22 protein-coding genes and 1 pseudogene are annotated in these 23,854 nt (G+C 70.8%); 14 read left to right on the forward strand and 9 right to left on the reverse strand.

Annotated features, from left to right (window positions below; all coding sequences use genetic code 11):
- Positions 1-142: 142 nt before the first annotated feature.
- Entirely contained in the window at positions 143-616 is a 474-nt protein-coding gene (locus E0500_RS13390) for an ATP-binding protein (protein ID WP_258572764.1), read from the reverse strand.
- 236 nt (positions 617-852) lie between these two features.
- Here E0500_RS13390 and E0500_RS13395 point away from each other — a divergent pair, with 236 nt between their 5' ends.
- Genes E0500_RS13395 through E0500_RS13405 form a run of 3 tightly spaced genes read left to right on the forward strand, consistent with a single transcriptional unit; the run spans position 853 to position 2,244 of the window.
- Positions 853-1,689: a helix-turn-helix transcriptional regulator gene (locus tag E0500_RS13395; protein WP_131562725.1), complete on the forward strand. Its 837-nt coding sequence runs from the start codon at positions 853-855 to the stop codon at positions 1,687-1,689.
- Positions 1,690-1,697: 8 nt separating this feature from the next.
- On the forward strand, positions 1,698-1,910 hold the full coding sequence (locus E0500_RS13400) for a DUF397 domain-containing protein (protein ID WP_131562723.1): 213 nt from the start codon (positions 1,698-1,700) through the stop codon (positions 1,908-1,910).
- Positions 1,911-1,947: 37 nt separating this feature from the next.
- Complete coding sequence (locus E0500_RS13405; protein ID WP_131562721.1) at positions 1,948-2,244, forward strand: hypothetical protein; 297 nt, start codon at positions 1,948-1,950, stop codon at positions 2,242-2,244.
- A 24-nt stretch (positions 2,245-2,268) separates the two neighbouring features.
- On the opposite strand, the gene E0500_RS13410 is transcribed toward E0500_RS13405, so the two are convergent.
- Positions 2,269-3,117: a MerR family transcriptional regulator gene (locus E0500_RS13410; protein WP_131562719.1), complete on the reverse strand. Its 849-nt coding sequence runs from the start codon at positions 3,115-3,117 to the stop codon at positions 2,269-2,271.
- A gap of 203 nt (positions 3,118-3,320) precedes the next feature.
- The gene (locus E0500_RS13415; protein WP_131562717.1) at positions 3,321-3,896 is read right to left on the reverse strand and encodes a TetR/AcrR family transcriptional regulator; all 576 of its coding nucleotides are present in this window, start codon (positions 3,894-3,896) and stop codon (positions 3,321-3,323) included.
- A 90-nt stretch (positions 3,897-3,986) separates the two neighbouring features.
- Between E0500_RS13415 and E0500_RS13420 the strand changes: the two genes are divergently transcribed.
- Positions 3,987-4,826 carry an oxidoreductase gene (locus E0500_RS13420; protein WP_131562715.1) on the forward strand — a complete coding sequence of 280 codons (840 nt, stop codon included), beginning with the start codon at positions 3,987-3,989 and terminating at the stop codon, positions 4,824-4,826.
- Positions 4,827-4,943: 117 nt separating this feature from the next.
- On the opposite strand, the gene glmS is transcribed toward E0500_RS13420, so the two are convergent.
- A complete protein-coding gene (gene glmS, locus E0500_RS13425; protein WP_131562713.1) occupies positions 4,944-6,791 on the reverse strand; it encodes a glutamine--fructose-6-phosphate transaminase (isomerizing) in 1,848 nt (615 codons plus the stop codon).
- 149 nt (positions 6,792-6,940) lie between these two features.
- On the opposite strand from glmS, the gene E0500_RS13430 reads away from it, so the two are divergent.
- The 4 genes from E0500_RS13430 (at position 6,941) to tsaE (ending at position 10,741) form a co-directional block, all read left to right on the forward strand.
- Entirely contained in the window at positions 6,941-7,339 is a 399-nt protein-coding gene (locus tag E0500_RS13430; protein ID WP_131562711.1) for a hypothetical protein, read from the forward strand.
- A gap of 281 nt (positions 7,340-7,620) precedes the next feature.
- Positions 7,621-8,784: an alanine racemase gene (alr, locus tag E0500_RS13435; protein ID WP_131562709.1), complete on the forward strand. Its 1,164-nt coding sequence runs from the start codon at positions 7,621-7,623 to the stop codon at positions 8,782-8,784.
- 204 nt (positions 8,785-8,988) lie between these two features.
- A complete protein-coding gene (locus tag E0500_RS13440) occupies positions 8,989-10,230 on the forward strand; it encodes an alpha/beta fold hydrolase (RefSeq protein ID WP_131562707.1) in 1,242 nt (413 codons plus the stop codon).
- A complete protein-coding gene (gene tsaE / locus E0500_RS13445) occupies positions 10,196-10,741 on the forward strand; it encodes a tRNA (adenosine(37)-N6)-threonylcarbamoyltransferase complex ATPase subunit type 1 TsaE (RefSeq protein WP_131562705.1) in 546 nt (181 codons plus the stop codon). The genes E0500_RS13440 and tsaE overlap by 35 nt, the downstream gene beginning before the upstream one ends.
- A gap of 388 nt (positions 10,742-11,129) precedes the next feature.
- Here the strand turns inward: tsaE and E0500_RS13450 are convergent, their stop codons facing one another.
- Entirely contained in the window at positions 11,130-11,684 is a 555-nt protein-coding gene (locus E0500_RS13450; RefSeq protein ID WP_165934966.1) for a hypothetical protein, read from the reverse strand.
- Between the two features lie 157 nt (positions 11,685-11,841).
- Here E0500_RS13450 and tsaB point away from each other — a divergent pair, with 157 nt between their 5' ends.
- The 5 genes from tsaB to E0500_RS13475 all read left to right on the forward strand — a co-directional run bounded on the left by tsaB (position 11,842) and on the right by E0500_RS13475 (position 16,463).
- Complete coding sequence (gene tsaB, locus E0500_RS13455) at positions 11,842-12,495, forward strand: tRNA (adenosine(37)-N6)-threonylcarbamoyltransferase complex dimerization subunit type 1 TsaB (RefSeq protein WP_131562701.1); 654 nt, start codon at positions 11,842-11,844, stop codon at positions 12,493-12,495.
- A 26-nt stretch (positions 12,496-12,521) separates the two neighbouring features.
- Positions 12,522-13,088: a GNAT family N-acetyltransferase gene (locus tag E0500_RS13460; protein WP_131562764.1), complete on the forward strand. Its 567-nt coding sequence runs from the start codon at positions 12,522-12,524 to the stop codon at positions 13,086-13,088.
- On the forward strand, positions 13,081-14,205 hold the full coding sequence (gene tsaD / locus E0500_RS13465) for a tRNA (adenosine(37)-N6)-threonylcarbamoyltransferase complex transferase subunit TsaD (RefSeq protein WP_399119105.1): 1,125 nt from the start codon (positions 13,081-13,083) through the stop codon (positions 14,203-14,205). The genes E0500_RS13460 and tsaD overlap by 8 nt, the downstream gene beginning before the upstream one ends.
- A complete protein-coding gene (locus E0500_RS13470) occupies positions 14,202-14,453 on the forward strand; it encodes a hypothetical protein (RefSeq protein ID WP_131562698.1) in 252 nt (83 codons plus the stop codon). Before tsaD ends, E0500_RS13470 begins: the two co-directional genes overlap by 4 nt.
- 189 nt (positions 14,454-14,642) lie before the next feature.
- Positions 14,643-16,463, forward strand: coding sequence for a glycoside hydrolase family 15 protein (locus tag E0500_RS13475; RefSeq protein WP_131562696.1), 1,821 nt, complete (start codon positions 14,643-14,645; stop codon positions 16,461-16,463).
- Positions 16,464-16,481: 18 nt separating this feature from the next.
- Here the strand turns inward: E0500_RS13475 and E0500_RS13480 are convergent, their stop codons facing one another.
- Genes E0500_RS13480 through E0500_RS13495 form a run of 4 tightly spaced genes read right to left on the reverse strand, consistent with a single transcriptional unit; the run spans position 16,482 to position 22,093 of the window.
- Positions 16,482-18,857 (reverse strand): glycoside hydrolase family 3 N-terminal domain-containing protein, encoded by a 2,376-nt coding sequence (locus E0500_RS13480; protein ID WP_131562694.1) that lies wholly within the window; start codon positions 18,855-18,857, stop codon positions 16,482-16,484.
- Positions 18,858-18,916: 59 nt separating this feature from the next.
- The gene (locus E0500_RS13485; protein WP_399119108.1) at positions 18,917-19,819 is read right to left on the reverse strand and encodes a carbohydrate ABC transporter permease; all 903 of its coding nucleotides are present in this window, start codon (positions 19,817-19,819) and stop codon (positions 18,917-18,919) included.
- 13 nt (positions 19,820-19,832) lie between these two features.
- Positions 19,833-20,738 carry a carbohydrate ABC transporter permease gene (locus E0500_RS13490; RefSeq protein ID WP_131562689.1) on the reverse strand — a complete coding sequence of 302 codons (906 nt, stop codon included), beginning with the start codon at positions 20,736-20,738 and terminating at the stop codon, positions 19,833-19,835.
- Positions 20,735-22,093 carry an ABC transporter substrate-binding protein gene (locus E0500_RS13495; protein ID WP_131562687.1) on the reverse strand — a complete coding sequence of 453 codons (1,359 nt, stop codon included), beginning with the start codon at positions 22,091-22,093 and terminating at the stop codon, positions 20,735-20,737. The genes E0500_RS13490 and E0500_RS13495 overlap by 4 nt, the downstream gene beginning before the upstream one ends.
- A 119-nt stretch (positions 22,094-22,212) precedes the next feature.
- Here E0500_RS13495 and E0500_RS13500 point away from each other — a divergent pair.
- Positions 22,213-23,256, forward strand: a pseudogene (locus tag E0500_RS13500) (LacI family DNA-binding transcriptional regulator); the annotation flags it as partial.
- Between the last annotated feature and the right edge of the window lie 598 nt (positions 23,257-23,854).

Below are 23,854 nucleotides of genomic sequence, written 5' to 3' on the forward strand. Positions count from 1 at the left end.
CGCGGCGCCGCACTGCGTTCGCACCGACCACTGGTGGCCGGGGTTCCCTGGAGCTTAAGAAGCGCTCGTCGGGCACCAGCGAATCGGTAGTCGGCGCCGAGGGCGGTTCTCGTACGCCGCGTCCGTGGACGTGACCGACACGTCAAGCAGTGGCGGACGGTCGAGCCTCTTGCCGAGTTGGTGTGACCCGCGCTGGGGCTTGGGTGGCGGCGAGGTCACACCATACGTACTTGCCTGGGCTGCCGTGTCGGGCCAGCGGCTGCCAGCCCCACAGGTCGGCGCAGGCCTGGACGAGGGCCAGCCCTCGCCCGTCTTCCGACTCGCCCAACTGGTCCAGTGAACACGGCAGTCCGGGCGGTTCGGGGTCGGCGTCCCACACACCGATCCTCAGCATGTCGGCCAAACAGCGCACGTGCAGGGCGGCGCATCCCTTGGTGTGGCGTACGGCGTTGGAGACCAGCTCGGACGCGAGCAGTTCGGCGGTGTCGGCGAGGCGGATCAGGCCGTGCATGGTGAGGATCAGGCGGAGGGTGCGGCGGCTGACGGGGACGGCGCGGGGGTCGTTCGGCATGTGGAGGGAGTACTCCCACGGTTCGGTTTCGGCGTTTTCGAGCATGCGTCAACTCCGGTTCAGGGCGAGGGGTTCGGAGATCTGTGGGCGTTCGCGGGCGGTGGCATTGCCGCAGCCGTCATGGCAGGACGGAGTGGTGCGCTTCCGGCGCCCCGGAAACTCCGCAGCGTGTGCGTCGCGTCACTGAAGGTAGGGCTTACATGTAATGCGGAGCAAGCCGATCCCGTAATCTGACCCCGAACGAGCCGCACTGGCAGACGTGTTGAACCAAGGAGCAACTGATGGTCCTGAGGCGCGAACCGACTGCGCGTCAGATGCGCCTAGCAGGTGAGTTGCGCAGGCTCCGTGAGGCGGCAGGGCTCACCACCATCGAGGCAGCAGCGCTGCTTGGAGTGAATCGAGTCCAGATCAGCCAAATCGAATCCGGGGTCGCGGGTGTGAGCGAGCAGCGACTGCGCCGACTCGCGTCCCATTACGCATGTACGGATGAGGAATTCATCGACGCGCTGGTCGCCGTGGCCGCGGACCGAACGCGCGGCTGGTGGGAGGATTACCGGGGCCTGCTGCCCACGTCATTCCTGGACCTCGCGGAACTGGAGCACCATGCCACTTTCCTGCACGAGGTTGCGATCCTGTACGTACCGGGCCTGCTGCAGACGGAGGACTACGCCCGTGGTGTCTTTTCCTCCAGGGTTCCCGAACTCACCCACGATGAACTGGAGTTGCGTCTGCGCCACCGAATGCGGCGCCAGCAGATCACCATTCCGTACGAGTTGGTGATCCACGAGTGCGCCCTACGTATCAGGGTCAGCGACCGGGCCGCCGCACGGGCTCAACTCACCAAACTCGTGGAGCTCTCCGCAGCCGACAACATCACCGTGCGCGTCATCCCGTTCGACTTGGACGGTTTCGGTAGGGCAGCCAGCACCATGACGTACGTCGGTGGCCCTCTCCCCAAACTGGACACCGTCGTGCGCGACGTGCCCCACGGCTTGGCCTTCATCGACTCCGAAGCACAGCACAGCGCCTTTCGAACGCGTTTCCGTAAAGTGGAAGCCGTATCACTTGACTCCGTGCGGTCGCGTGACTTCATCTACCGGCTGGCGAAAGAACTGTGAGGCACACCATGGACAACTGGCGGAAGTCGTCCTACTCAGGCCCTGACGACGGCAACGCCTGCGTGGAGATTGCGAACTTGCCCACCCACATAGCCATCCGCGACTCCAAGGCCCCCGCCCGAGCCACCCTCATGTTCCGCCCTGGGGCCTTCACCACTTTCGTCGACGCCCTGAGAGCTGGTTCTGGGACTGGGAGGTTGAGTGGCGGCCTGCCCGAGTGATTGGCAGATCTCGGCCACGGGCAACCCCGGTAAGGCCGTGGTTCGACACCGTCAGAGCTGTCCCAAATCTGCCAATCGCTCCGCAGGCCACCTCACCTGGCTGCGCGACCGAGGGCTCATCCCGCGCATCGCACGCCCGGGGATTAAATCGGGCGAACGGCTCGGCCGGCACCGCTGGAAGATCGAGCGGTCGATCGCCTGGCTGTTCGGCTACCGCCGCCGCACCGTCCGATACGAGCGAACCGGCTCACCCTTCCTCGCCCGTCTCGGTCTCGCCGCCCTGACCTGCTACAAGAAGCTCTCAAGACTGAAGTCGGGCAGCGGGAGACCGTAGTGGTCCCCCGCTGCCGGAACGTGATCAGCGGCCAGGCTGGGGCGCGACTGATCCAGCCCGGGTCACCGGTGCCTGCAGCTCCGTCACCCAGTCGTCACGATTTTCGGGACACTCCAGGTTGATCTCGCGGGGGTATCCGGTCGACCGGTAGCCGTTGGCGTCGATCCAGCGGGCCAGGGCCTGGGCGGTGGGGAGCACGGTGTCCATCGAACCGCGGTGCACGATGGTCGCCGCCTCGTCGAGGGACGGCAGGTCGAGGATTCGGAAGGCGCCGTCCTGGAGAGGGGCAGAGACCTGGACGGCGGCGTGGACGATGATCCTGCCGCCGCCCTCCGGGGCGTCCTCGTAGTACGCGACGCCGGGGCCCGTGGGGGTGATACCCGCCGAGCCCAGGCACCGGAACAGCTCGTCGTAGAGCGGCCCGATGACCGGGCTGATGTCCTCGGGCTCGTAACTCGCGGCGGTCGCGGTCAGTTCCGCCACACGGACGGAAGGGACGCTCTTGATGACAACGTCGTTCGTGGGCATGTGCCCCTCACTCTCGATCGCTCGGAGCCTCGCCTCAACCTGGACCAGCCGTGCTCCGGCGGCAGCCATCGCGGTCTCCAGTTCGGCCCGCCGCAGCCGCAGCATGCCGCGCAGTTCATCGAGGCTGACCTTCTCGTCCACGATGTCCTGGACCTGCTGGAGAGTGAATCCGAGGTCCTTGAGCGCGATGATCCTGTTGAGGCGGGCGAGCTGGGTGGCGGTGTAGTGGCGATAGCCGCTGGCGGGGTCGACGTGAGCCGGGCGCAGCAGTCCGGTCGCGTCGTAGTGACGCAGCATGCGGACCGAGACGCGGCCGTGCCGGGCGAAGTCTCCGATGGTGAACATGATGTCTCCGAGCTGACCGCCTGACACGGTGTGAGGGTCAAGAAGCTACTGAGCGGCCGGGGGGCAGCGAAAACTCGGGGCTTCATCGGCGCGGCTGCATCGGGTGCTTCCTACTCCGACGGCAACGACTGCGTATGGCTCTGTTCCTGAGAAACGACGACAGCACCGCCGGCCGCCCTTGAGCCGCCTGAGGATGAGCGGCCTCAACTGGATGTCGGCGGCCGGGTGGTGGTCAGTCCCGGTGTGACGAGGGTGAGCCAGCGGTTGCGGGCGGCGGGAGGCTGGTCGGTGGGGGCGGTGGAGAACAGCAGGTAGATGTCGTTGACGGTGACGTCGGGGTGAATGTCGCCGTCGGCCTGGCCGGCGCGGATGAGGGCGGTGACGGCTGCGCCTGCGCGGTCCTCGGTGGCACGGTCGACCGGCTCCGCACCGAGGGCCTGGGCGGCGGCCTTGACGGCACGGTCGGCCGCGGATGCCTCGACCACGCGGCCGAGGAACTCGGTCAGCTCGTCCGCGGCGCGGGTGCCTCCGGTGACGCGTGCGAGCGCGGCCTCGGCATCGTCGGCGACGCGGGCGACGTACTCGGCGACGACGGCCGCGACCAGGTCCGTCTTGGTGGGGAAGTGCCGGTACAGGGTTCCCACGGCTACGCCTGCCGCGGTGGCGATCTCGTCCATTCCGACGTCGGGGCCGTGTGCGGTGATCTGCTCGCCCGCGGCGGTGAGGATCTTCTTGCGGTTGCGGACCGCGTCGGCGCGTGGCGCCCGGGCCTGGGACATCGAGCTCGCCTGCCCTTCCCTTTGCATCAAAGTGAACTGTGGTTCAGAATAGATGTGAACCGTAGTTCATCTTAGTTGTGAGGAACCGCCATGCCCGCCACGCCCGCCAAGACCGCCCTTGTCACCGGTGCCTCCTCCGGCATCGGCGAAGCCACCGCCCTCAAGCTCCAGGAACTCGGCTACACCGTCTACGGCGCTGCCCGCCGTACCGACCGCCTCCAGAAGCTCGCCGACCACGGCATCCGCCCTCTGGAGATGGACGTCACCGACGACGACTCCCTGCGCTCCGGCGTCGAGAAGATCACCGCCGAGACCGGCCGCATCGACGTCCTGGTCAACAACGCCGGTTACGGCTCCTACGGCGCCCTCGAAGACGTCCCCCTGGACGAGGCCCGCTACCAGTTCGAGGTCAACGTCTTCGGCGCCCTGCGTCTGACCCAGCTCGTCCTGCCTCATATGCGCGCCCAGCACAGCGGCACCGTCGTCAACATCACCTCGATGGGCGGCAAGGTCTACACCCCGCTCGGCGGCTGGTACCACGGAACCAAGTTCGCCCTCGAAGCCCTCAGTGACTCCCTGCGCCTTGAGGCCAAACCCTTCGGCATCGACGTCGTCGTCATCGAACCCGGCGGCATCGCCACCGAATGGGGCGGCATCGCCGCCGACAAGCTGGAGAAGTCCTCCGGTACCGGCCCCTATGCCGCCCAGGCCGCCGCGGTGGCCTCTTCCCTGCGCTCCGAGGCCAACGCGAAGGGCAACTCTCCGCCCACCGTCATCGCCGACGCCATCGGCAAGGCCGTCACCGCCCGCCGCCCCAGGACCCGCTACGCCACCGGCTTCGGCGCCCGACCCCTCATCGCCCTGCGCCGGATCCTTCCCGACCGCGCCTTCGACACCGTCATCTCCCGGGCGGTCGGCCTCCCCCGGTGAAGGGTCCGCGAAGGCGTCACCGCGTCAGCAGCCCGAGCCGCTGTCGCCCCGGCCAGGCCCTCTCAGCTTCCCGGCCGGAGCCCTCACCACCTTCATAGAAGCCCTGAAGAACCAGGCTCACTCCACCGTCACCGACTTCGCCAGGTTCCGAGGCTGATCCACCTCGTTCCCCTGGGCCGTCGCCAGCTCGCATGCGAACACCTGCAACGGGACCGTCGCCACCAGGGGTTGGAGGAGTGTCGGTGTGGCGGGGATGCGGATCAAGTGGTCCGCGTACGGGACGACCGTCTCGTCGCCCTCCTCCGCGATCACGATCGTTCGTGCGCCCCTCGCGCGGATCTCCTGGATGTTGGACACGATCTTGTCGTGGAGGACGGAACGGCCGCGAGGTGACGGTACGACCACCACCACCGGGAGGTCCTCCTCGATCAGGGCGATCGGGCCGTGCTTCAGCTCGCCCGCTGCGAAGCCCTCCGCGTGCATGTACGCGAGTTCCTTCAGTTTCAGGGCGCCCTCAAGGGCCACCGGGTAGCCCACGTGCCGGCCCAGGAAGAGCACCGTGCCCTTGTGGGCGAGTGAGCGTGCCAACGCCCGTACCGGCTCCATGGTGTCGAGGACCCGCTCGACGTCCTGGGAGCTGCGGGAGAGTTCCCGGACGACCGCCTGGATCTCGTCGCCCCACTTCGTGCCGCGCACCTGGCCCAGGTAGAGCGCCACGAGGTAGCAGGCGACCAGCTGGGTCAGGAACGCCTTCGTGGACGCGACCGCGACCTCCGGGCCCGCGTGCGTGTACAGCACCGCGTCCGACTCGCGCGGAATCGTCGAGCCGTTGGTGTTGCAGATCGCGAGCACCTTGGAGCCCTGCTCGCGGGCGTGCCGCAGCGCCATCAGCGTGTCCATGGTCTCGCCGGACTGGGAGATGGCGATGACCAGCGTGCGCGGGTCGAGGATCGGGTCGCGGTAGCGGAACTCGCTCGCCAGCTCGACCTCGCACGGGATGCGGGTCCAGTGCTCGATGGCGTACTTGGCGATGAGGCCCGCGTGGAACGCCGTACCGCAGGCGACGATGACCACCTTGTCCATCTCGAGCAGCTCGGGGGCGCTGATCCGGACCTCGTCCAGGGTCAGCGAGCCGGACGCGTCGATGCGGCCCAGCAGCGTGTCGGCGACCGCCTTGGGCTGCTCGGCGATCTCCTTGAGCATGAAGTAGTCGTAACCCCCCTTTTCCGCCGCCGACGCGTCCCAGTCGACGTGGTACGAGCGCACGTCCGCCGGGCGGCCGTCGAAGCCCGTGACCAGGACACCGCCCCGGCGCAGCTCCACCACCTGGTCCTGGCCCAGCTCGATCGCCGACCGCGTGTGGGCGATGAACGCGGCGACGTCCGAGGCGAGAAAGGCCTCGCCGTCTCCGACGCCCACCACGAGCGGCGAGTTACGGCGTGCACCGACCACCACGTCCGGCTCGTCCGCGTGCACCGCGACGAGCGTGAACGCGCCCTCCAGCCGGCGGCACACCAGCCGCATCGCCTCCGCGAGGTCCGCGCAGGAGGAGAACTCCTCGGCCAGCAGGTGTGCCACCACCTCGGTGTCCGTCTCGGAGGACAGCTCGTGCCCGCGCTCGGCCAGTTCGGCCCGCAGGCAGGCGAAGTTCTCGATGATGCCGTTGTGCACGACGGCCACGCGGCCCGCGTTGTCGAGGTGCGGGTGGGCGTTGGTGTCCGTGGGGGCGCCGTGGGTCGCCCAGCGGGTGTGGCCGATGCCCGTGGGGCCGGTCGACAGGGGGTGCTCGGCCAGCTCCTTCTCCAGGTTGAGCAGCTTCCCGGCCTTCCTGGCGGTGGCGAGGCCCCCGTCGGCCAGGACCGCCACACCCGCCGAGTCGTACCCCCGGTACTCCAGCCGCTTCAGGCCGGCGAGGACCACGTCGAGTGCGGGCCGTGCGCCCACATATCCCACGATTCCGCACATACCAGACCCTTCAAGGTGCCCGAGTTCGGGAAATTTGTGTGTGTTTGATGTGACTTTACGTGACGATGTAGTGCAGGTAAGCCTCAAATCGGGTGACCTCACGCGCGCGGCGCACCCAACGGCCCATCCGTGACGCGTTCGCTGGTCGCATGACCAGAACACGAATGACCGGAACGCGCGTCTCCGCCCGCCGCACGGCGATCGGCGGTGCCGCCGTAGTCCTCGCCCTGCTGGCCGTCCTCCCGATGAACGCGGCCGCTGCCGCGGCAGACCCCGCGCCGCCCGCGCCGGGACCCGTCGCCGACAGCGTCCCCGGCATGTCCTCGGGCTCCGACCAGGGCTCGGGCTCCGACCAGGGCTCGGACTCGGGCCAGGGCTCGGACTCCGGCCAGTCCGCGGACTCGGGTCAGTCCTCGGACTCCGGCCAGTCCGACCAGTCCTCGCAGTCCGACATGCTCGGCCAGGCGCCGTCCTCCGGGGCGCAGGAGTCGAACACGTCGGAGAGCGGGATGGGTTCGCAGGGCATGGCTGCCGGGCCGGCGGACTGATCGCGTACGTACCGCATCATCGAGGCGGCCGCCGGGTCCGTGGTCTTCCGAGCCACGCGACCCGGCGGCCGCGGGCCGTTGCGGGACATGGGTCACGACCTGCCCACGCCGGCGCGGTTCAGGGGTGACGGGGGTGACGGCAGTGAGGAAGGTGACGGGGGTGAAGAAGGTGCCAGGGGTGACGGGCGCGACGGGGGTGGCGGGCGAGCCCGGAACGGTCGTAGCGCCTCCGCGCGCGCTCCCCAGCGGGCCGCTGTCGTCCCTCTGAGACACTGGGCGCGATGACTGAGACAGTACTGCCGCCGACCGCGCCCCTGCGTGCCCGCGCCGAGATCGATCTCGCCGCACTGCGGGACAACGTGCGGGCGCTGCGCGCGCACGCGCCGGGCGCGGTCCTGATGGCCGTGGTGAAGTCCGACGCATACGGCCACGGGGCCGTGCGGTGCGCCCGGGCGGCCGTCGCGGCGGGGGCCGGCTGGCTGGGTACGGCCACGCCCGAGGAGGCCCTGACTCTCCGCGCGGCCGGGCTGCCGGGGCGCATCATGTGCTGGCTGTGGACCCCCGGCGGTCCCTGGCGGGAGGCCATCGAGGCCGACCTGGACGTCTCCGTCAGCGGACTGTGGGCGCTGCGGGAGGTCACCGAGGCGGCGGCAGCGGCCGGGGTACGGGCGCGCGTGCACCTCAAGGCGGACACCGGGCTCGGGCGGAGCGGCTGCCAGCCGGACGACTGGCCGGACCTCGTCGCGGGCGCCCTGCGCGCCGAGGCCGACGGACTGCTCACGGTCACCGGACTGTGGTCCCATTTCGCGTGCGCCGACGAGCCCGGCCACCCCTCCATCGCGGCCCAGCTCACCCGCTTCCGCGAGATGGTCGCGTACGCCGAGCGGCAGGGCGCCCGCCCCGAGGTACGGCACATCGCCAACTCGCCCGCCACCCTCACCCTCCCCGAGGCCCACTTCGACCTCGTACGGACCGGAGTCGCGGTCTACGGGATCTCGCCCAGCCCCCAGGTCGGTACCCCCGCCGACTTCGGACTGCGGCCGGTGATGACGCTGAGCGCGTCCCTCGCCCTGGTGAAGCACGCTCCCGGCGGGCACGGCGTCTCCTACGGCCACCAGTACGTCACCCCGGGCGCCACGACCCTCGGCCTGGTGCCCGTCGGCTACGCGGACGGCATCCCGCGGCATGCCTCCGGCTCCGGCCCGGTGCTCGTCGGCGGGAAGTGGCGCACGGTCGCCGGGCGGATCGCGATGGACCAGTTCGTGGTCGACCTCGGCGGGGACGAACCGCCCGCCGGTACGGAAGCGGTGCTTTTCGGACCGGGCGACCGGGGCGAGCCGACCGCCGAGGACTGGGCGCAGGCGGCCGGAACCATCGCGTATGAAATCGTCACCCGGATCGGAACGCGCGTTCCGCGCGTCTATGTGAACGACGACGCGTCTTAGGCGACCGTTTCCGGAGATCGGCGACCGTTTTCGGTGAACGGTGACCGTTTCTGGTGAACGACGCACAAGGCGGGTAGCCGCGCAGACGCGAAGAGGCGTGCGGCACGGCAGACCTGTGCCGGTACCACCCGACTACAGGACAGAACGAGCACGCGTCCGTCAGGCCAGGCCAAGGCCGCGGACCCCGGCGAGGAGGAGCGGGACGTGAGCGAGAGCAGCGCGAAGGCCATGGAGGCCGTCGCGAACGCGGCCTCGGCCGCCGCCTCCGCCGGGAACTGGCGCAAGGCCGGCATCGCGGGCGCGGCGATAGGCGTGGTCGCCGCGGGCGCCGCCGCCGGTGTCGCCATAGAGCGGCTCACCGTGGGCCGCGGCATGCGCAAGAAGGCCCGGCTCGCCCTCGACTCGACGGGACCGTACGGATCGCTGCGCGGCACGCCCGGCAAGGCGTACGCGGACGACGGCACCGAGCTGTACTACGAGGTGGACGACATCGAGCCCGAAGCCGGTCTCGGTCCGCGCAAGCGCCGCCTCTTCGGACGCAGGGCCCCGGCCCCGGTCACCGTCGTGTTCTGCCACGGCTACTGCCTCAACCAGGACTCCTGGCACTTCCAGCGGGCCGCGCTGCGCGGTGTCGTACGGACCGTGCACTGGGACCAGCGCAGCCATGGACGCTCCGGGCGGAACCCGGCACAGGTGGAGGGCCGGGTGCCGGTCACCATCGACCAGCTCGGCCGCGACCTCAAGGCGGTCATCGACGCGGCCGCGCCCAAGGGGCCGATCGTGCTCGTCGGGCACTCCATGGGCGGCATGACGATGATGGCGCTGGCCGCCCACTACCCCGAACTGATCCGCGACCGCGTCGTCGGCGCGGCCCTCATCGGCACGTCGTCGGGGCGGCTGGGCGAGGTCAACTTCGGGCTGCCCGTCGCGGGCGTCAACGCCATACGCCGTGTCCTGCCCAGTGTGCTGCGGGCGCTCGGGCAGCAGGCCGAGCTGGTGGAGAGGGGACGGCGGGCCACCGCCGACCTGTTCGCCGGGATCATCAAGCGGTACTCGTTCGCGACCCGGGACATCGACCCGGCGGTCGCGCGGTTCGCCGAGCGCATGATCGAGGGCACACCCATCGACGTGGTCGCCGAGTTCTACCCCGCCTTCACCGAGCACGACAAGACCGAGGCGCTGGTGCACTTCGCCGAGCTGCCCGTGCTCGTACTGGCCGGCATCAAGGACCTCGTCACGCCGAGCGAGCACAGCGAGGCCATCGCGGACCTCCTGCCGGACGCGGAACTCGTGCTCGTGCCGGACGCCGGTCACCTGGTGATGCTGGAGCACCCCGAGGTGGTCATGGACCGCCTCGCCGACCTCCTCACGCGCGCGGGTGCCGTCCCGGCAGGGGCTACCGTTGGCCGTTATGGAAGCACCAGCAGCACCGCACAGCCCGGGTGAGCACCGGGCTTCCCCCGCGTCCGTGTCCGTGTCCGTAGAGCTCACCGTCAGCGCGCCCGAGCAGATGCGGGAGCTGGGCCGCCACCTCGCCAAGCTGCTGCGCGCCGGCGACCTCGTGATGCTCACCGGGGAACTCGGCGCGGGCAAGACGACCCTGACCCGGGGGCTCGGCGAGGGGCTGGGCGTGCGGGGCGCGGTCACGTCCCCGACCTTCGTCATCGCGCGCGTGCACCCCTCGCTGGGGGACGGGCCGCCGCTCGTGCACGTCGACGCGTACCGCCTGGGCGGCGGGCTCGACGAGATGGAGGACCTCGATCTCGACGTGTCGCTGTCCGACTCGGTGGTCGTCGTGGAGTGGGGCGAGGGCAAGGTCGAGGAGCTGACGGAGGATCGGCTGCACGTCCTCATCCACCGGGCCGTGGGGGACACGGCGGACGAGGTCCGTCACGTCACGCTCCGCGGGGTCGGGGAGCGGTGGGCGGCCGTGGATCTGAGTGTGCTCTCGGCGTGAACGTTTCCGACAACGCGTCGGCAAGATGTTGCGTGGGGTGCCTCTTGCGTGGTCACATGGTAATGGTCCGTAGTTAGGTGTACCTAACTTTCTTCGCCCCCAGGTTCCAGGAGGCGTCCCATGCAGGCTTCAGAACGAGACGAGACGCTGCCGCGGGCTGAGCGGGTGGCCGGGGTGCCCGGGGTTTCCATGCGGGAGCTGTTGGATTCCTGTGCGGCGGCTCGGGTGGTGTCGACTCCGTCGGCGCCCGAGCCTGTGCCTCCGGCGGAGGGTGAGGACGTACGGCGCCCCGAGGCCGCGTAGGCGTTTCGCGGGAATCGCGTGGGGGGGTCTGCTGGTCGTTGTCCGCTGACGGTGCGTTGTGGCTTGTCGCGCAGTTCCCCGCGCCCTACTCGACCACCACGACCGTTCGGCCGATCGTTGCGAACTGCCACATCGCGTTGCCGTCCGCTCGGGACTCGCGGATGCCGCCCGTCTTGGTGGCGGGGTCGGGCTCGGGGGTGGAGCCGTCGACCGCGGCGCTGAAGCCGATGACGACGCCTTCGGCGGTGGTGAAGCGGACGACGTGCTCGATGGCGGTGCCGTCGGAGCCGGTGGTGGAGTTCGTGCGCGAGGTGACCCGGTAGGAGTCGGGGTCCGGGTCCACCGTGCTGGGGGTGACCTTGAAGGTGCGGGTCACCTTGTCGTTCGCGCCGACCAGCCAGACGCGGTCGTCGGAGAGCGAGTACACGACACGTTGGCCGGAGCCCGAGTCGTCGGGCACGGGTGTCGGGGCCTTCTTGTCCGAAGGTGTCTTCGACTTCACGGCCGCCGGGGACTCGGTGGCGGACGGCTTGCCCAGGTCGTCCGGCACGTTCGCCGACGCCTGGTAGGCGAGGAAACCGACTGCGGCGAGGGCCGCCACGGTGAGCCCGGCCACGAATCCCGAGCTGCTACTGGCCACCTTCTGCGCCCACCTCTCGTACCTCAGTACGGCTGATGTTCAGTTACCGCTGATGTCTTGTACGTCGTTCGAGCAATTCTTCGTTGTGACGGTAGCAGGAGAGGGGCGGCTGTCCGGGGCGGCCGTCAGCGCGGCTCGGGCGCCGTAGGCTGTTTGCGTGCTCTTGCTCGCTCTGGATACCGCCACCCCCGCCGTGACCGTCGCGCTGCACGACGGGACGGACGTCGTCGCCTCGTCGAGTCAGGTGGACGCGCGCCGGCACGGGGAGCTGCTGCTGCCCGCCGTCGACCGGGTCCTCGCCGAGGCGGGCACGCGCCTCGACGCCGTCACCGGCATCGTCGTCGGCATCGGCCCCGGCCCGTACACCGGGCTGCGCGTCGGCCTCATGACCGCCGACACCTTCGGGCTCGCCCTCGGCGTCCCCGTCCACGGACTGTGCACGCTCGACGGGCTCGCGTACGCGTCCGACCTCGACGTGCCGTTCGTCGTCGCCACGGACGCCCGCCGCAAGGAGGTGTACTGGGCGCGGTACGCGGACTCCCGTACGCGGGTGACCGATCCGGCCGTCGACCGGCCCGCCGAGATCACCGACGCCGTGGCCGGACTCCCGGCGGTGGGCGCCGGTGCGCTGCTCTACCCGGACACCTTCCCCAAGGCGCACGAGCCCGAGCACGTGTCGGCCGCCGCGCTGGCCTCGCTGGCCGCCGGGAAGCTGGCCGCGGGCGAGGAACTGCCTCCGCCCCGGCCCCTCTACCTGCGCCGGCCCGACGCGCAGGTGCCCAAGAACTACAAGGTCGTCACCCCCAAGTGACCCAGGAGACCTCGGTGCTGCGCGAGATGCGCTGGTGGGACATAGATCCCGTACTGGAGCTGGAGAAGGCCCTGTTTCCCGAGGACGCCTGGTCGCGGGGCATGTTCTGGTCCGAGCTGGCCCACGCCAGAGGGCCGCAGGCGACCCGGCGGTATGTCGTGGCCGTCCAGGGGGACCGCCTCGTGGGGTACGCGGGTCTCGCGGCCGCCGGGACCGCGTCCGAGAGCGGCTCTGACAGCGGCTCGGACAGCCGCTCGGACAGCGACTCCGGCGCGGTGGCCGATGTGCAGACCATCGCCGTCGCCCGTGACCAGTGGGGCACCGGGCTCGGTGCGCGGCTGATGGCCGAGCTGCTGCGGGCCGCCACGTCGTTCGACTGCGCCGAGGTCATGCTCGAATGCCGCGTCGACAACGTCCGCGCCCAGAAACTGTATGAGCGCTTCGGCTTCCAGACCATCGGGTTCCGGCGCGGCTACTACCAGCCGGGCAACGTGGACGCCCTGGTGATGAGGCTCAGCACCGCACCCGAGAGCGGCCCGGCCGCGGGTGCACCATCCGTGAACGGCGTACAAGGAACCGAGATCAATGGCTGACGGATCAATGGCCGACGAACCACTCGTCCTCGGCATCGAGACCTCCTGCGACGAGACCGGTGTCGGCATCGTCCGCGGCACCACCCTGCTCGCGGACGCGATCGCGTCCAGCGTCGACGAGCACGCCCGCTTCGGCGGTGTGGTGCCCGAGGTCGCCTCCCGCGCGCACCTGGAGGCGATGGTGCCGACCATCGACCGTGCGCTGAAGGAGGCGGGGGTCAGCGCGCGCGACCTGGACGGCATCGCGGTCACCGCCGGTCCGGGCCTGGCCGGTGCCCTCCTGGTGGGCGTCTCGGCGGCGAAGGCGTACGCGTACGCGCTGGGCAAGCCGCTGTACGGCGTCAACCACCTGGCGTCCCACATCTGCGTGGACCAGCTGGAGCACGGCGCGCTGCCCGAGCCGACGATGGCGCTGCTGGTGAGCGGCGGGCACTCCTCCCTGCTGCTGTCCACCGACATCACCTCCGACGTACGGCCCATGGGCTCGACCATCGACGACGCGGCGGGCGAGGCCTTCGACAAGATCGCCCGCGTACTCGACCTGGGCTTCCCGGGCGGGCCGGTCATCGACCGGTACGCACGCGAGGGCGACCCGGGCGCCATCGCGTTCCCGCGCGGGCTGACCGGGCCCCGCGACCCGGTGTACGACTTCTCCTTCTCCGGGCTGAAGACGGCCGTGGCCCGCTGGATCGAGGCCAAGCGCGCGGCGGGGGAGGAGGTCCCGGTGCGCGACGTGGCGGCGTCCTTCCAGGAGGCCGTGGTGGACGTCCTGACCCGCAAGGCCGTACGGGCCTGCCGTGACGAGGGCGTCGACCACCTCATGATCGGCGGCGGCGTCGCGGCGAACTCCCGCCTGCGCGCCCTCGCCCAGGAACGCTGCGAAGCGGCCGGTATCCGACTGAGGGTTCCCCGGCCCAAGTTGTGCACGGACAACGGGGCGATGGTGGCGTCACTGGGCGCCGAGATGGTGGCCCGGGGGCGCGCCGCCTCGGACTGGGACCTGTCGGCGGACTCGTCGCTCCCCGTGACGGACCCGCATGTGCCGGGCATCGCGCACACGCATGCCCACGACCACGACCACGTCCACGAGGTGAGCAAGGAGAACCTCTACTCGTGACCGTCGCCCTGATGTGGGAGGCCCGGGCGGTGGCGGGCCGAGGCGATGAGCTTCTCGCCTGGGCCCGCGCGCAGGAACTGCCGTCCTCCCCCCTGCGCCGCGAGACGTTCCGCGCACCTGAGGACCGGGTGCTCGTCATCACCTGGTGGGACGCTGCGTACGACGCCGAACTGCCCGAGCTGCCGGAGCCGGGCGGGGAGTTGGTGATGCGGGCAGTGCACCGGTGGCGGTTCGAGTCGCTGGGCTAGGGCCATCCCCTGGGCCCTGGGCTCTGTCGCCGGAGTCCCGTCGTCGGCGTCTGATCGGCGTCTGATCGGCGTCTGCTCGGCGTTTGCTCGGCGTCCTGTCGTCGACATGGACGGGCCGGTCGGGCGGCGTGGTCGTAGCCTGGGAAGCGTCGGCCTGCCGACGCGGGCCGCGTCCCGGTGAGGTGTGTCATGGCGGAGACCAGCGGATACCTGCCCATCGCAGAGCACGGGCTGATCGGCGATCTGCGGACCGTGGCCCTCGTGGGCAGCAACGGCACGATCGACTGGTACTGCTGCCCCCGCTTCGACGCGCCGAGCGTGTTCGCCTCCCTCCTGGACGCGGAGCGGGGCGGCTGCTTCGAGCTGGCGGCGAGCGTGCCCGCGCGGACCAAGCAGTTCTACTTCCCCGACACCAATGTGCTGATCACCCGCTTCTTCACCGAGGAGGGTGTGGGGGAGGTCCAGGACTTCATGCCGATACGGGGCGAGGAGACGGGCACTGGAGGCGAGGCCGGACGGCACCGGCTGATCCGGCGGGTGCTGTGCGTGCGCGGCACCGTCCCGTTCCGGGTGCTCGTGGCGCCGCGGTTCAACTACGGGGCCGACCCGCACACGCTGCGGAACCTCGGCGACGTGGCGGTCTTCGAGTCCGCCGGGCTGGCGCTCGCCCTGACCTCCACCGTGCCCCTGGAACACGACGGCTCCGACGCCCGCGCCACGTTCAAGCTCGCCGAGGGCGAGGTCGCCGTGTTCGCGCTCGACCAGGTCGGCGGTGCCGTGGCGCCGCGCGGGTGTGCCCGCTTCGAGGCCGAGCGCGAGTTCGGGGAGACGGTGGCGTACTGGCGGCGCTGGCTGTCCTCCTCCCGCTACCGCGGCCGCTGGCGGGAGATGGTGCACCGCTCCGCGCTCACGCTGAAGCTCCTCACCTACGCCCCGACCGGCGCCATCGTGGCCGCGCCGACCACCAGCGTGCCCGAGCAGCTCGGCGGCGAGCGGAACTGGGACTACCGGTACGTGTGGGTCCGCGACGCCGCCTTCTGCGTGTACGCCCTGCTGCGGCTGGGCTTCTCCGACGAGGCCGAGGCGTTCATGGGGTTCCTGGTCCGGCACATCAGCTCGGGGGACGGCGGCCCGTCCGGCCCGTTGCAGATCCTGTACGGCATCGACGGCCGCACGGACGTGCCCGAGCGCGTGCTGGACCACCTGGACGGCCACCGGGGCTCGGCACCGGTCCGGGTCGGCAACGCCGCCGCCGGCCAGCTCCAGCTGGACATCTACGGTGCCCTGATCGACTCGATCTACCTCTACGACAAGTGGGCCCAGCCCATCTCCAGCGACCAGTGGGACGACGTCTGCGACCTCGTCGACTGGGTGTGCGAGCACTGGGACCAGCCCGACGAGGGCATCTGGGAGACCCGCGGCGGGCGCAAGCAGTTCCTGTACTCCCGGCTGATGTGCTGGGTGGCCGTCGAACGCGCCATCCGCATGGCCAACCGGCGGGGTCTGCCCGCCGACATCATCCGCTGGCGCCAGGCCCGCGACACGATCTACCGCCGGATCATGACCCACGGCTGGTCCGCCGACCGCGGCGCGTTCGTGCAGTACGAGGACGGCGACGTCCTCGACGCCGCCGTCCTGATGATGCCCCTGGCCAAGCTCATCTCGCCCACCGACCCCAAGTGGCTCTCCACGCTCGACGCGCTCACCCGGGAACTGGTGTCCGACTCCCTCGTCTACCGCTACGACCCGGAGGCCAGCCCCGACGGCCTCTACGGCGAGGAGGGCACGTTCTCCATCTGCTCCTTCTGGTACGTCGAGGCAATGACCAGGGCCGGACGGATCGACGAGGCCCGGCTCGCCTTCGAGAAGATGCTCACCTACGCCAACCACCTCGGTCTGTACGCCGAGGAGATCAGCCGCACCGGCGAACAGCAGGGCAACTTCCCGCAGGCCTTCACCCACCTGGCGCTGATCAGCGCGGCCTTCAACCTCGACCGCGCCCTCGGCTGAGCGCCCTGGGCTGAGCCCTCACTCCGGCACGGACACCGTCGTCTCGCAGAGCAGCCGCCGGTCCGGGCCCAGGACGCGCTCCGGTCCCGTCAGGGTCAGGCGTGCCGTGTGGCGCACGTCGGCGCTCGACGCCGCCAACCGCAGTTCCAGGGCGCCGGGCTCGACCACGCGGCGGCCGGAGCGGTCGGTGAACGAGGACAGGTCGGCGTGGAAGCGGAACGTCACCCGACGCGCCTCGCCCGGTGCCAGCTCCACGCGCTGGTAGCCGATCAGGCGGACGTCCGGGCGGGTCACGCGGGCCACCGGGTCGTGCAGATAGAGCTGGACGACCTCGGCGCCCGCACGGTCGCCCGTGTTGCGGACGGTGACCGACACGTCGTACGTGCCGTCCGTGTCGATCTCCGGCTGCGGGCCGCCCGCGGTGTCCTCGGTGTCCGCGGCGGTGTCCGCAGTGTCCTCGGGGTTCTCGGCCTCTTCGGCGTCTTCGGGGCTCTCCCACGCGAACGACGTGTACGAGCAGCCGTGCCCGAAGGGGTACAGCGGTGTCGGATCCAGGCTGCTGGCGTCGCTCGCCAGGCCGAGCGGGGGCTGCAGATACGTCCACGGCTGGCCTCCGGGGCGGCGCGGCACGCTCACGGGGAGGCGGCCCGACGGGTCGACGCGGCCCGACAGTGCTGCTGCCACCGCCGGGCCGCCCTCCTCCCCCGGGAAGAACGCCTGGACCGCGGCCGCCAGCCGGCCCTCCCAGCGGCCCAGGGCGTACGGGCGGCCCGTGAGCAGGACCAGCACCACCGGCGTGCCCGTCGCGGCCAGGGCGTCCAGCAGCGCGCCCTGGACGCCGGGAAGCCGCAGGTCCTCCGCGTCGCAGCCCTCGCCCGACGTGCCCCGCCCGAAGAGGCCCGCCATGTCGCCGAGGACCGCCACGCAGACGTCCGCCTCCGCCGCTCGCGCCACCGCCTCCGGGAAGCCGGCCGTGTCGTCACCGGAGACGTCGCAGCCGGGTGTGTACGTGATCTTCGCGTCGGGGAGTTCCGTGCGCAGGGCGTCGACGAGCGTCGGGATCTCGATGCCCAAGGGGGTCTCGGGATGCAGCGTGCCCACGTGGGACGGGAAGGAGTAGCAGCCCAGCATGGCGAGGGGGTCGTCGGCCCGCGGGCCCACCAGCGCGATCCGGGTGTCGGGGGCCAGAGGGAGCAGGCCCTCCGGGTTGGCCAGGAGGACCACCGACTCCTCGGCCAGACGGCGGGCCAGGTCACGGTTCCGCGGAGAGTCCAGGTCCACGGGCGTCGTGGGCTCCGGGGCCCAGTCCTCGTCCAGCAGACCCAGCTCGCACTTCTGGAGCAGCACCCGGTGCGCCGCCCGGTCCACCAGGGTCTCGGGGACCGTGCCCTCCCGTACGGCCTCCGCCAGCGGGTCGCCGTAGCAGCGCAGGGTGGGGAGTTCGACGTCGAGGCCCGCGGCCAGGGCGGCGTGGGCCGCCTCCGCGCGGGTTCCGGCGATCCGGTGGTGCGTCTGGAGGAGAGCGATGCCGAAGTAGTCGGAGACGACCGTTCCGGTGAAGCCCCAGGTCTCCCGCAGGAGTTCGGTCAGCAGGAACGGGTCCGCGGACGCCGGGACGCCGTCCGTCTCGTTGTACGCGGCCATCACCGAGCGCGCCCCGCCCTCCCGCAGCGCCATCTCGAACGGGGGCAGCGTCACGTCGGCGAACTCCCGCACCCCTGCCCGTACCGGCGCCTGGTTGCGCGCGCCCAGGGAGGCCGAGTAGCCCGCGAAGTGCTTCAGTGTGGCGACGATCCCCGCGGACTCCAGACCTCGTACGTACGCCGTGCCGATCGTGCCGACCAGGTACGGGTCCTCGCCGATGGTCTCCTCGACCCGGCCCCAGCGCAGGTCCCGTACGACGTCCAGGACCGGGGCGAGGCCCTGGTGCACGCCCACCGACGCCAGGTCGCGGCCGATGCGCCGGGCCATCTCCTCGACCAGCGCCGGGTCGAAGGTCGCGCCCCAGGCCAGCGGGACCGGGTACGCGGTGGCGCCCCAGGTCGTGAAGCCGGCCAGGCACTCCTCGTGGGCGACGGCCGGGACGCCGAAACGGTTCGCGGCGACGATGCGGCGCTGGGCGCGGGCCAGCGCCTGCGCACCCAGCGCCGGGTCCACGGGAGCCGTGCCGAAGGAGCGGGTGAGCTGGCCGAGGCCCCGGGTGATCACCTCGTCGAAGTCGACGGTCTCGGCCATCTCGTCCTGGTGGGGGGCGACTCCCTCGCCGTCCGTGGCGGCGCCCACCCACACGCCGTACAGCTGGGCGGTCTTCTCCTCCAGGGTCATACGGGAGAGCAGGTCGTCGACGCGGACCGCGGCGGGGAGGGCGCGGTCACGCCATGAGGCGGTGGTCATGAAACTCCTGTCAGAGTCGGTCTGTCGGAGAGGTCCCAGGCTGTCGGAGAGATGCGGGTTCACTTGCCGCCCACGCCCATCAGGCCGCCCACGAGAGCACGGCGGGCCACCAGATAGACGGTGAAGATCGGAATGCCGGACAGCACGACAGAGGCCAGCAGCGCCGGGATGTTGACACCGAACTGGCTGACGTAGTTGAAGAGCCCGAGGGTGAGGACGCGTGGGCCGTCCGACTGGGTGAAGATCAGCGGGAAGAGGAAGCCGTTCCAGGCCTGGAGCGCCGCGTAGATCACCACGGTGCTGATACCGCCCTTGGCGAGCGGGATCGTCAGCTGGAACAGCATCCGCAGCGGGGACGCGCCGTCCAGGGCCATCGCCTCGTACAGGTCCTCCGACACGTCCCGGAGCGTGCCGACCAGCACCAGCACCGAGACCGGCATCGCGAAGGCCGCCGTCGGCAGGATGACCGCCAGGAGGGTGTCGTACAGGTCGAGCTGGGCGATCAGGAGGTACAGGGGGACCACGACCGCCTGGGCCGGGATCGCCACGCCCAGCAGGAACAGGCGGAAGGCCGTGGTCGACCAGCGGTCGCGGGTGCGGACGGCCACGTAGGCGAGGGGGACACAGAGCACGAGGACGATGCCCACGACCGCCACGGCCACGATCACCGTGTTGCCGAGCAGATGCCCGAACCCGGTGTGGAGGACGGTGTTGTAGTTGTCGAGGGTCGGACTCGTCGGCGGTTTCAGGGGGTTGCCGGTGAGGGCCTTGTCCTGGCCGGTGAGGGAGGCCGACAGCATGGCGTAGACCGGGATGACGACGATCGCGAGCCAGACGACCGAGCCGAGGCCCGCGACCGGGTTCGCGCGCCTCGTCCAGTGCCTGCGGCGGCGGCCCGATGCGGGTGGCTCCCGGCCGGGCTCGCGGGTCCTCACGGGACGCGGCAACGTATCGTGTGACACCCGTGACACCCCGTCACATCCCTTCGCGTGTGCTGCGCATGGTGCCGAAGCCGGTCATCCGGACCAGCAGCAGCGACAGGCCGGTGGCGGCCAGCACCAGGAACGACGCGATGGCGCTCGCGTAGCCGAAGTCGTACGACTTGAAGCCCGCCTCGTACATCAGGTACGGCAGGATCGCCGTGTCCGTGCCCGGGCCGCCCTTGGTCAGGATCAGCACCGTCTCGAAGTACGTGAGCGAGCCGACGACGATCAGCACGGTCGACGTCGTGATGGTGTGCCGCAGCTGGGGCAGCGTGATGGAGAAGAACTGGCGGTAGCGGCCCGCGCCGTCGATGGCCGCCGCCTGGTACAGGACCTGCGGGATCTGCCGGGCGCCGCCCTGGTAGATCAGCGTGTGGAACGGGATGAACTGCCAGCCGCCGACGAACACGACCGCGAGGAACGCCCCGCTGGACGAGCCGAGGACGTCCCTCTGGATGATGCCGAAGTTCGGGTCGAGCAGGGCGTAGAAGAGCACCGCGATGGCGGTGGAGGACAGCAGGAACGGCACGAAGAAGATCGCGGACAGGACCGCCCGGTTGCGCTGGCGGCCCGCCGCCCAGACGCCCAGCAGCAGGGCCACCACCGTCTGGAACGCCCAGCTCGCGAACGTCAGCAGCACGGTCAGCCGCAGCGACTGGGTCAGCCGTGGGTCGTCGAGCAGCTTCCGCCAGTTGTCCAGGCCGACGGGCTGTGGGTCGCCGAGGCCGTCCCACCTGGTGAAGGAGAGGTAGAAGGCCAGGGCCATCGGGACGACCGCGAAGAAGGTGAAGAAGGCTACGGCGGGCAGCGCCCAGGCCGCGTGGGGGCGGCCGGCACTGGTTCTCTTCGTCTGGGTGGTTACCGGGGCGGGCGGCCGTTTGTCGAGCGTCGCGCTCACTTCAGCCTCTTGCAGGCCGTCACGAACTGGCTCGGTGACGACTTCCCCGCGAACAGCTTGCCGATCTCCGTGTGCATCTTCGTGCCCAGTGCGTCGCCCAGCGCCTGGTCCCAGGAGAGCGTGAAGGCCGGGGCCTGCTCCACCATGTCGTACTGGAACCTCGCGTACTCCGGGTTGGGCGCGGAGGAGAGCAGTTCGGCCGCGTTCGACGTGGTCGGGACGTCACCGAGGTCGATCAGGTCCTTCGCGTACGCCTGGGACGCGCAGTCCTTGAGGAACGCGACGGCCAGGTCCTTGTTCCGTGTACGGGCGTTGACGGACCAGTAGTTGGTGGGGTTGCCGACGACGTTGCGGACGTCGCCCGTGCCGTCCTCGACCTTGGGGAACGCGGCCCAGCCCAGGTTGCTCCTGGCGAAGTCCGGGAACTTGCCGAGCTGCGTCGAGTACTCCCACGAGCCCATCAGGTGCATGGCGGCCTTGCCCTTGGCGAAGACCGCGGGGGCGCCGCCGTTGACGTACGACACCGAGGTGAACTTGGAGCCGAAGGCGCCGTCGTCGACGAGTTCCTTCACCATCTCGGCGGCCTTGAGGACCGCCGGGTCGCCCCAGCCCTCGGCGTCGCCGTCCTGGATGCGCTTGAAGACCTCGGGGCCGCCGATGCGGTCGACGAGGTACTCCAGCCACATCAGCTCGGGCCAGATGTCGGCGCCGCCGAGTGCGAAGGGGGTGATTTTTGCTTTTCTCAGCTTGGCGTTGATGTCGAGCAACTGGTCCCAGGTGGTGGGCGGCTGGAGCTTGTGCTCGGCGAAGACCGACTTGTTGTAGAAGAGGATCACGGGCTGCATGCCGCGCATCGGTATGCCGTAGTGGCGGCCCTTGAGGTCGCCGGCGGTGAGCACCGCGGGCAGGAAGCCGTCCTTGAGGACCGGGTCGTCGCTGATGATGTCGGTGAGGTCGACGAGCTTGCCCGCCTCCTCGTACGCCTTGATGGAGCCGCCGCCCCAGTTGAAGAAGACGTCCGGGGCGCTCGGCGAGCCCATGGCCGTGCGGAGCTTGGGGGAGTAGTCGGAGCCGGGGACCTTCTCCAGCTTGACCCTGCCTCCCGCCTTCTTCGCGGCGGCCGACTTGTTGAAGCGGGCCACGCCCGCCTCCTGGACCTTCACCGCGTCGTCGCCGTACACGAAGGCGGTGATCGTGCCGCTGTCGCCGCCCGAGCCGCTGCCGGAGCCGCAGGCCGTGAGTCCGGTGGTCCCGGTGGTGAGCAACGTGGTGGCACCGGCCCCCAGCACCCAGCGCCTGCTGAACGTACGGCTGCCCGGGCTCCCGCCGCCGGACCGACCTCTGTGCGACTCCATTGCAGCACTCACCCTTGCTCACCCTTCGCGAATGTTTCGGATGGCACTTCGAATGTTCCGGGAACGTAGGGCGCCCGAAGGGGTCCGTCAAGGGGTCGCGCAGGGATACGATCCGGCCCATGAAACCTCCGAAGCCCGAGGAAACCCCGACGAGACCGCAGGGGACGCAGTCCACGCAGACGGCAACGCTCGCCGAGATCGCCCGTGAGGCGGGGGTCTCGGCTCCGACTGTTTCGAAGGTGCTCAACGGCCGGGCCGACGTCGCCCCGGCGACGCGCACGCGCGTCGAGGAGCTGCTGCGCGAGTACGGCTACCGGCGGCGCCGAGCCGAGGCGACCCGCTCGCCGCTCGTCGACGTGGTCTTCCACGAGCTGGAGAGCGCCTGGGCGATGGAGGTCATCCGGGGTGTCGAGACGGTGGCGCGGGAGGCCGGGCTGAGCGTGGTCCTCTCCGAGAGCGCGGGCCGGCTGACGCCCGGCCGGACCTGGGCCGACCAGGTCGCGGCTCGCCGCCCGCACGGGGTGGTGCTGGTTCTCTCCGGGCTCGACGCGTCTCAGCGCGCGCTGCTGACCAGCCGGTCCATCCCGTTCGTGGTGATGGACCCGGCGGGCGACCCGGGCGACGACGTGCCCTCGATCGGTGCGACGAACTGGCAGGGCGGGCTGGCCGCGACCCGGCATCTGGTCGAGCTGGGGCACGAACGCATCGGTGCGATCAGCGGGCCCTCGCGGATGATGTGCAGCCGGGCGCGGGTGGACGGCTACCGGGCGGCGCTGGAGACGGCCGGGCTGCCGGTGGACCCGGAGCTGATCAAGGCCGGCGACTTCCACCACGAGACCGGCTACCGACTGGGGCTCGAACTGCTCCGGCTGCCGGACCGCCCCACCGCCGTCTTCGCGGGCAACGACCTCCAGGCGCTCGGCCTGTACGAGGCGGCGCGCGAGCTGGGGCTGCGGATTCCCGAGGACCTGAGCGTGGTCGGCTTCGACGACCTGCCGGTGGCCCGCTGGGTGGGGCCGCCGCTGACGACCGTACGGCAGCCGCTGATGGAGATGGCCGAGGCGGCGACGCGGCTGGTGCTCGACCTGGGGCGCGAGGAGGGGTCGCCGGCGGCGACACGGGTGGAGCTGGCGACGAGCCTGGTGGTCCGGAGCAGCACGGGGCCCCTCCGGGGCGGGGGAGGGGTGCGTCCGGGGAGGGTGCCTGAGGTTTCGTGGAGTGCTCCGCTGCCGTGGGGGTTTGCGTCGCCTACTTGTTCGTTCGCGGGTCGGGTGCGCCTCTGCAGCGGGCAGTGCGCATTACGGGGAGCGTTCCTGAGGCTCATGGGCGGCCTTCCCGTCGTCGTGGCCTGGGCGCCCGTGGTTTCGTCGTGGGTCGGGGGCGCGCCGGGAGGTCTCCGTCCTCGGTCCGGCGGGTCTGTGGGGTGTCGTATGTGCTCGGCGGCGGACGCCGGCCGCTGCGGGCGGACACCTCCCGGCACACCCCCTGCCGCGCGTACGCGGCTGCCGAGGGTGTCGGGGGTGCGGTTACGGCTGGCGGGCGCGTCGGGGGTACGGGCACGGCTGGCGGTGCGGGGACGGGTGCGGGCGTGGCTGCGGGTGCGGGTGGGGCGCAGGTGGTGCGTGGGGTCGGAGTGCGGGCGGCGCGCGGGCGTGGCTGACGGTGCGTGGGCGGTGCGGTCGAGGTGCGCCAAGGGCTCGGGCTCGGGCTCGGGTGCGCCCGTGCTTTTAAGGGGCGCGGGGAACTGCGCGACCAGCCACA

Origin of the sequence: Streptomyces sp. KM273126 (assembly GCF_004337435.2) — a bacterium.
GTDB lineage: Bacteria > Actinomycetota > Actinomycetes > Streptomycetales > Streptomycetaceae > Streptomyces > Streptomyces acidicola.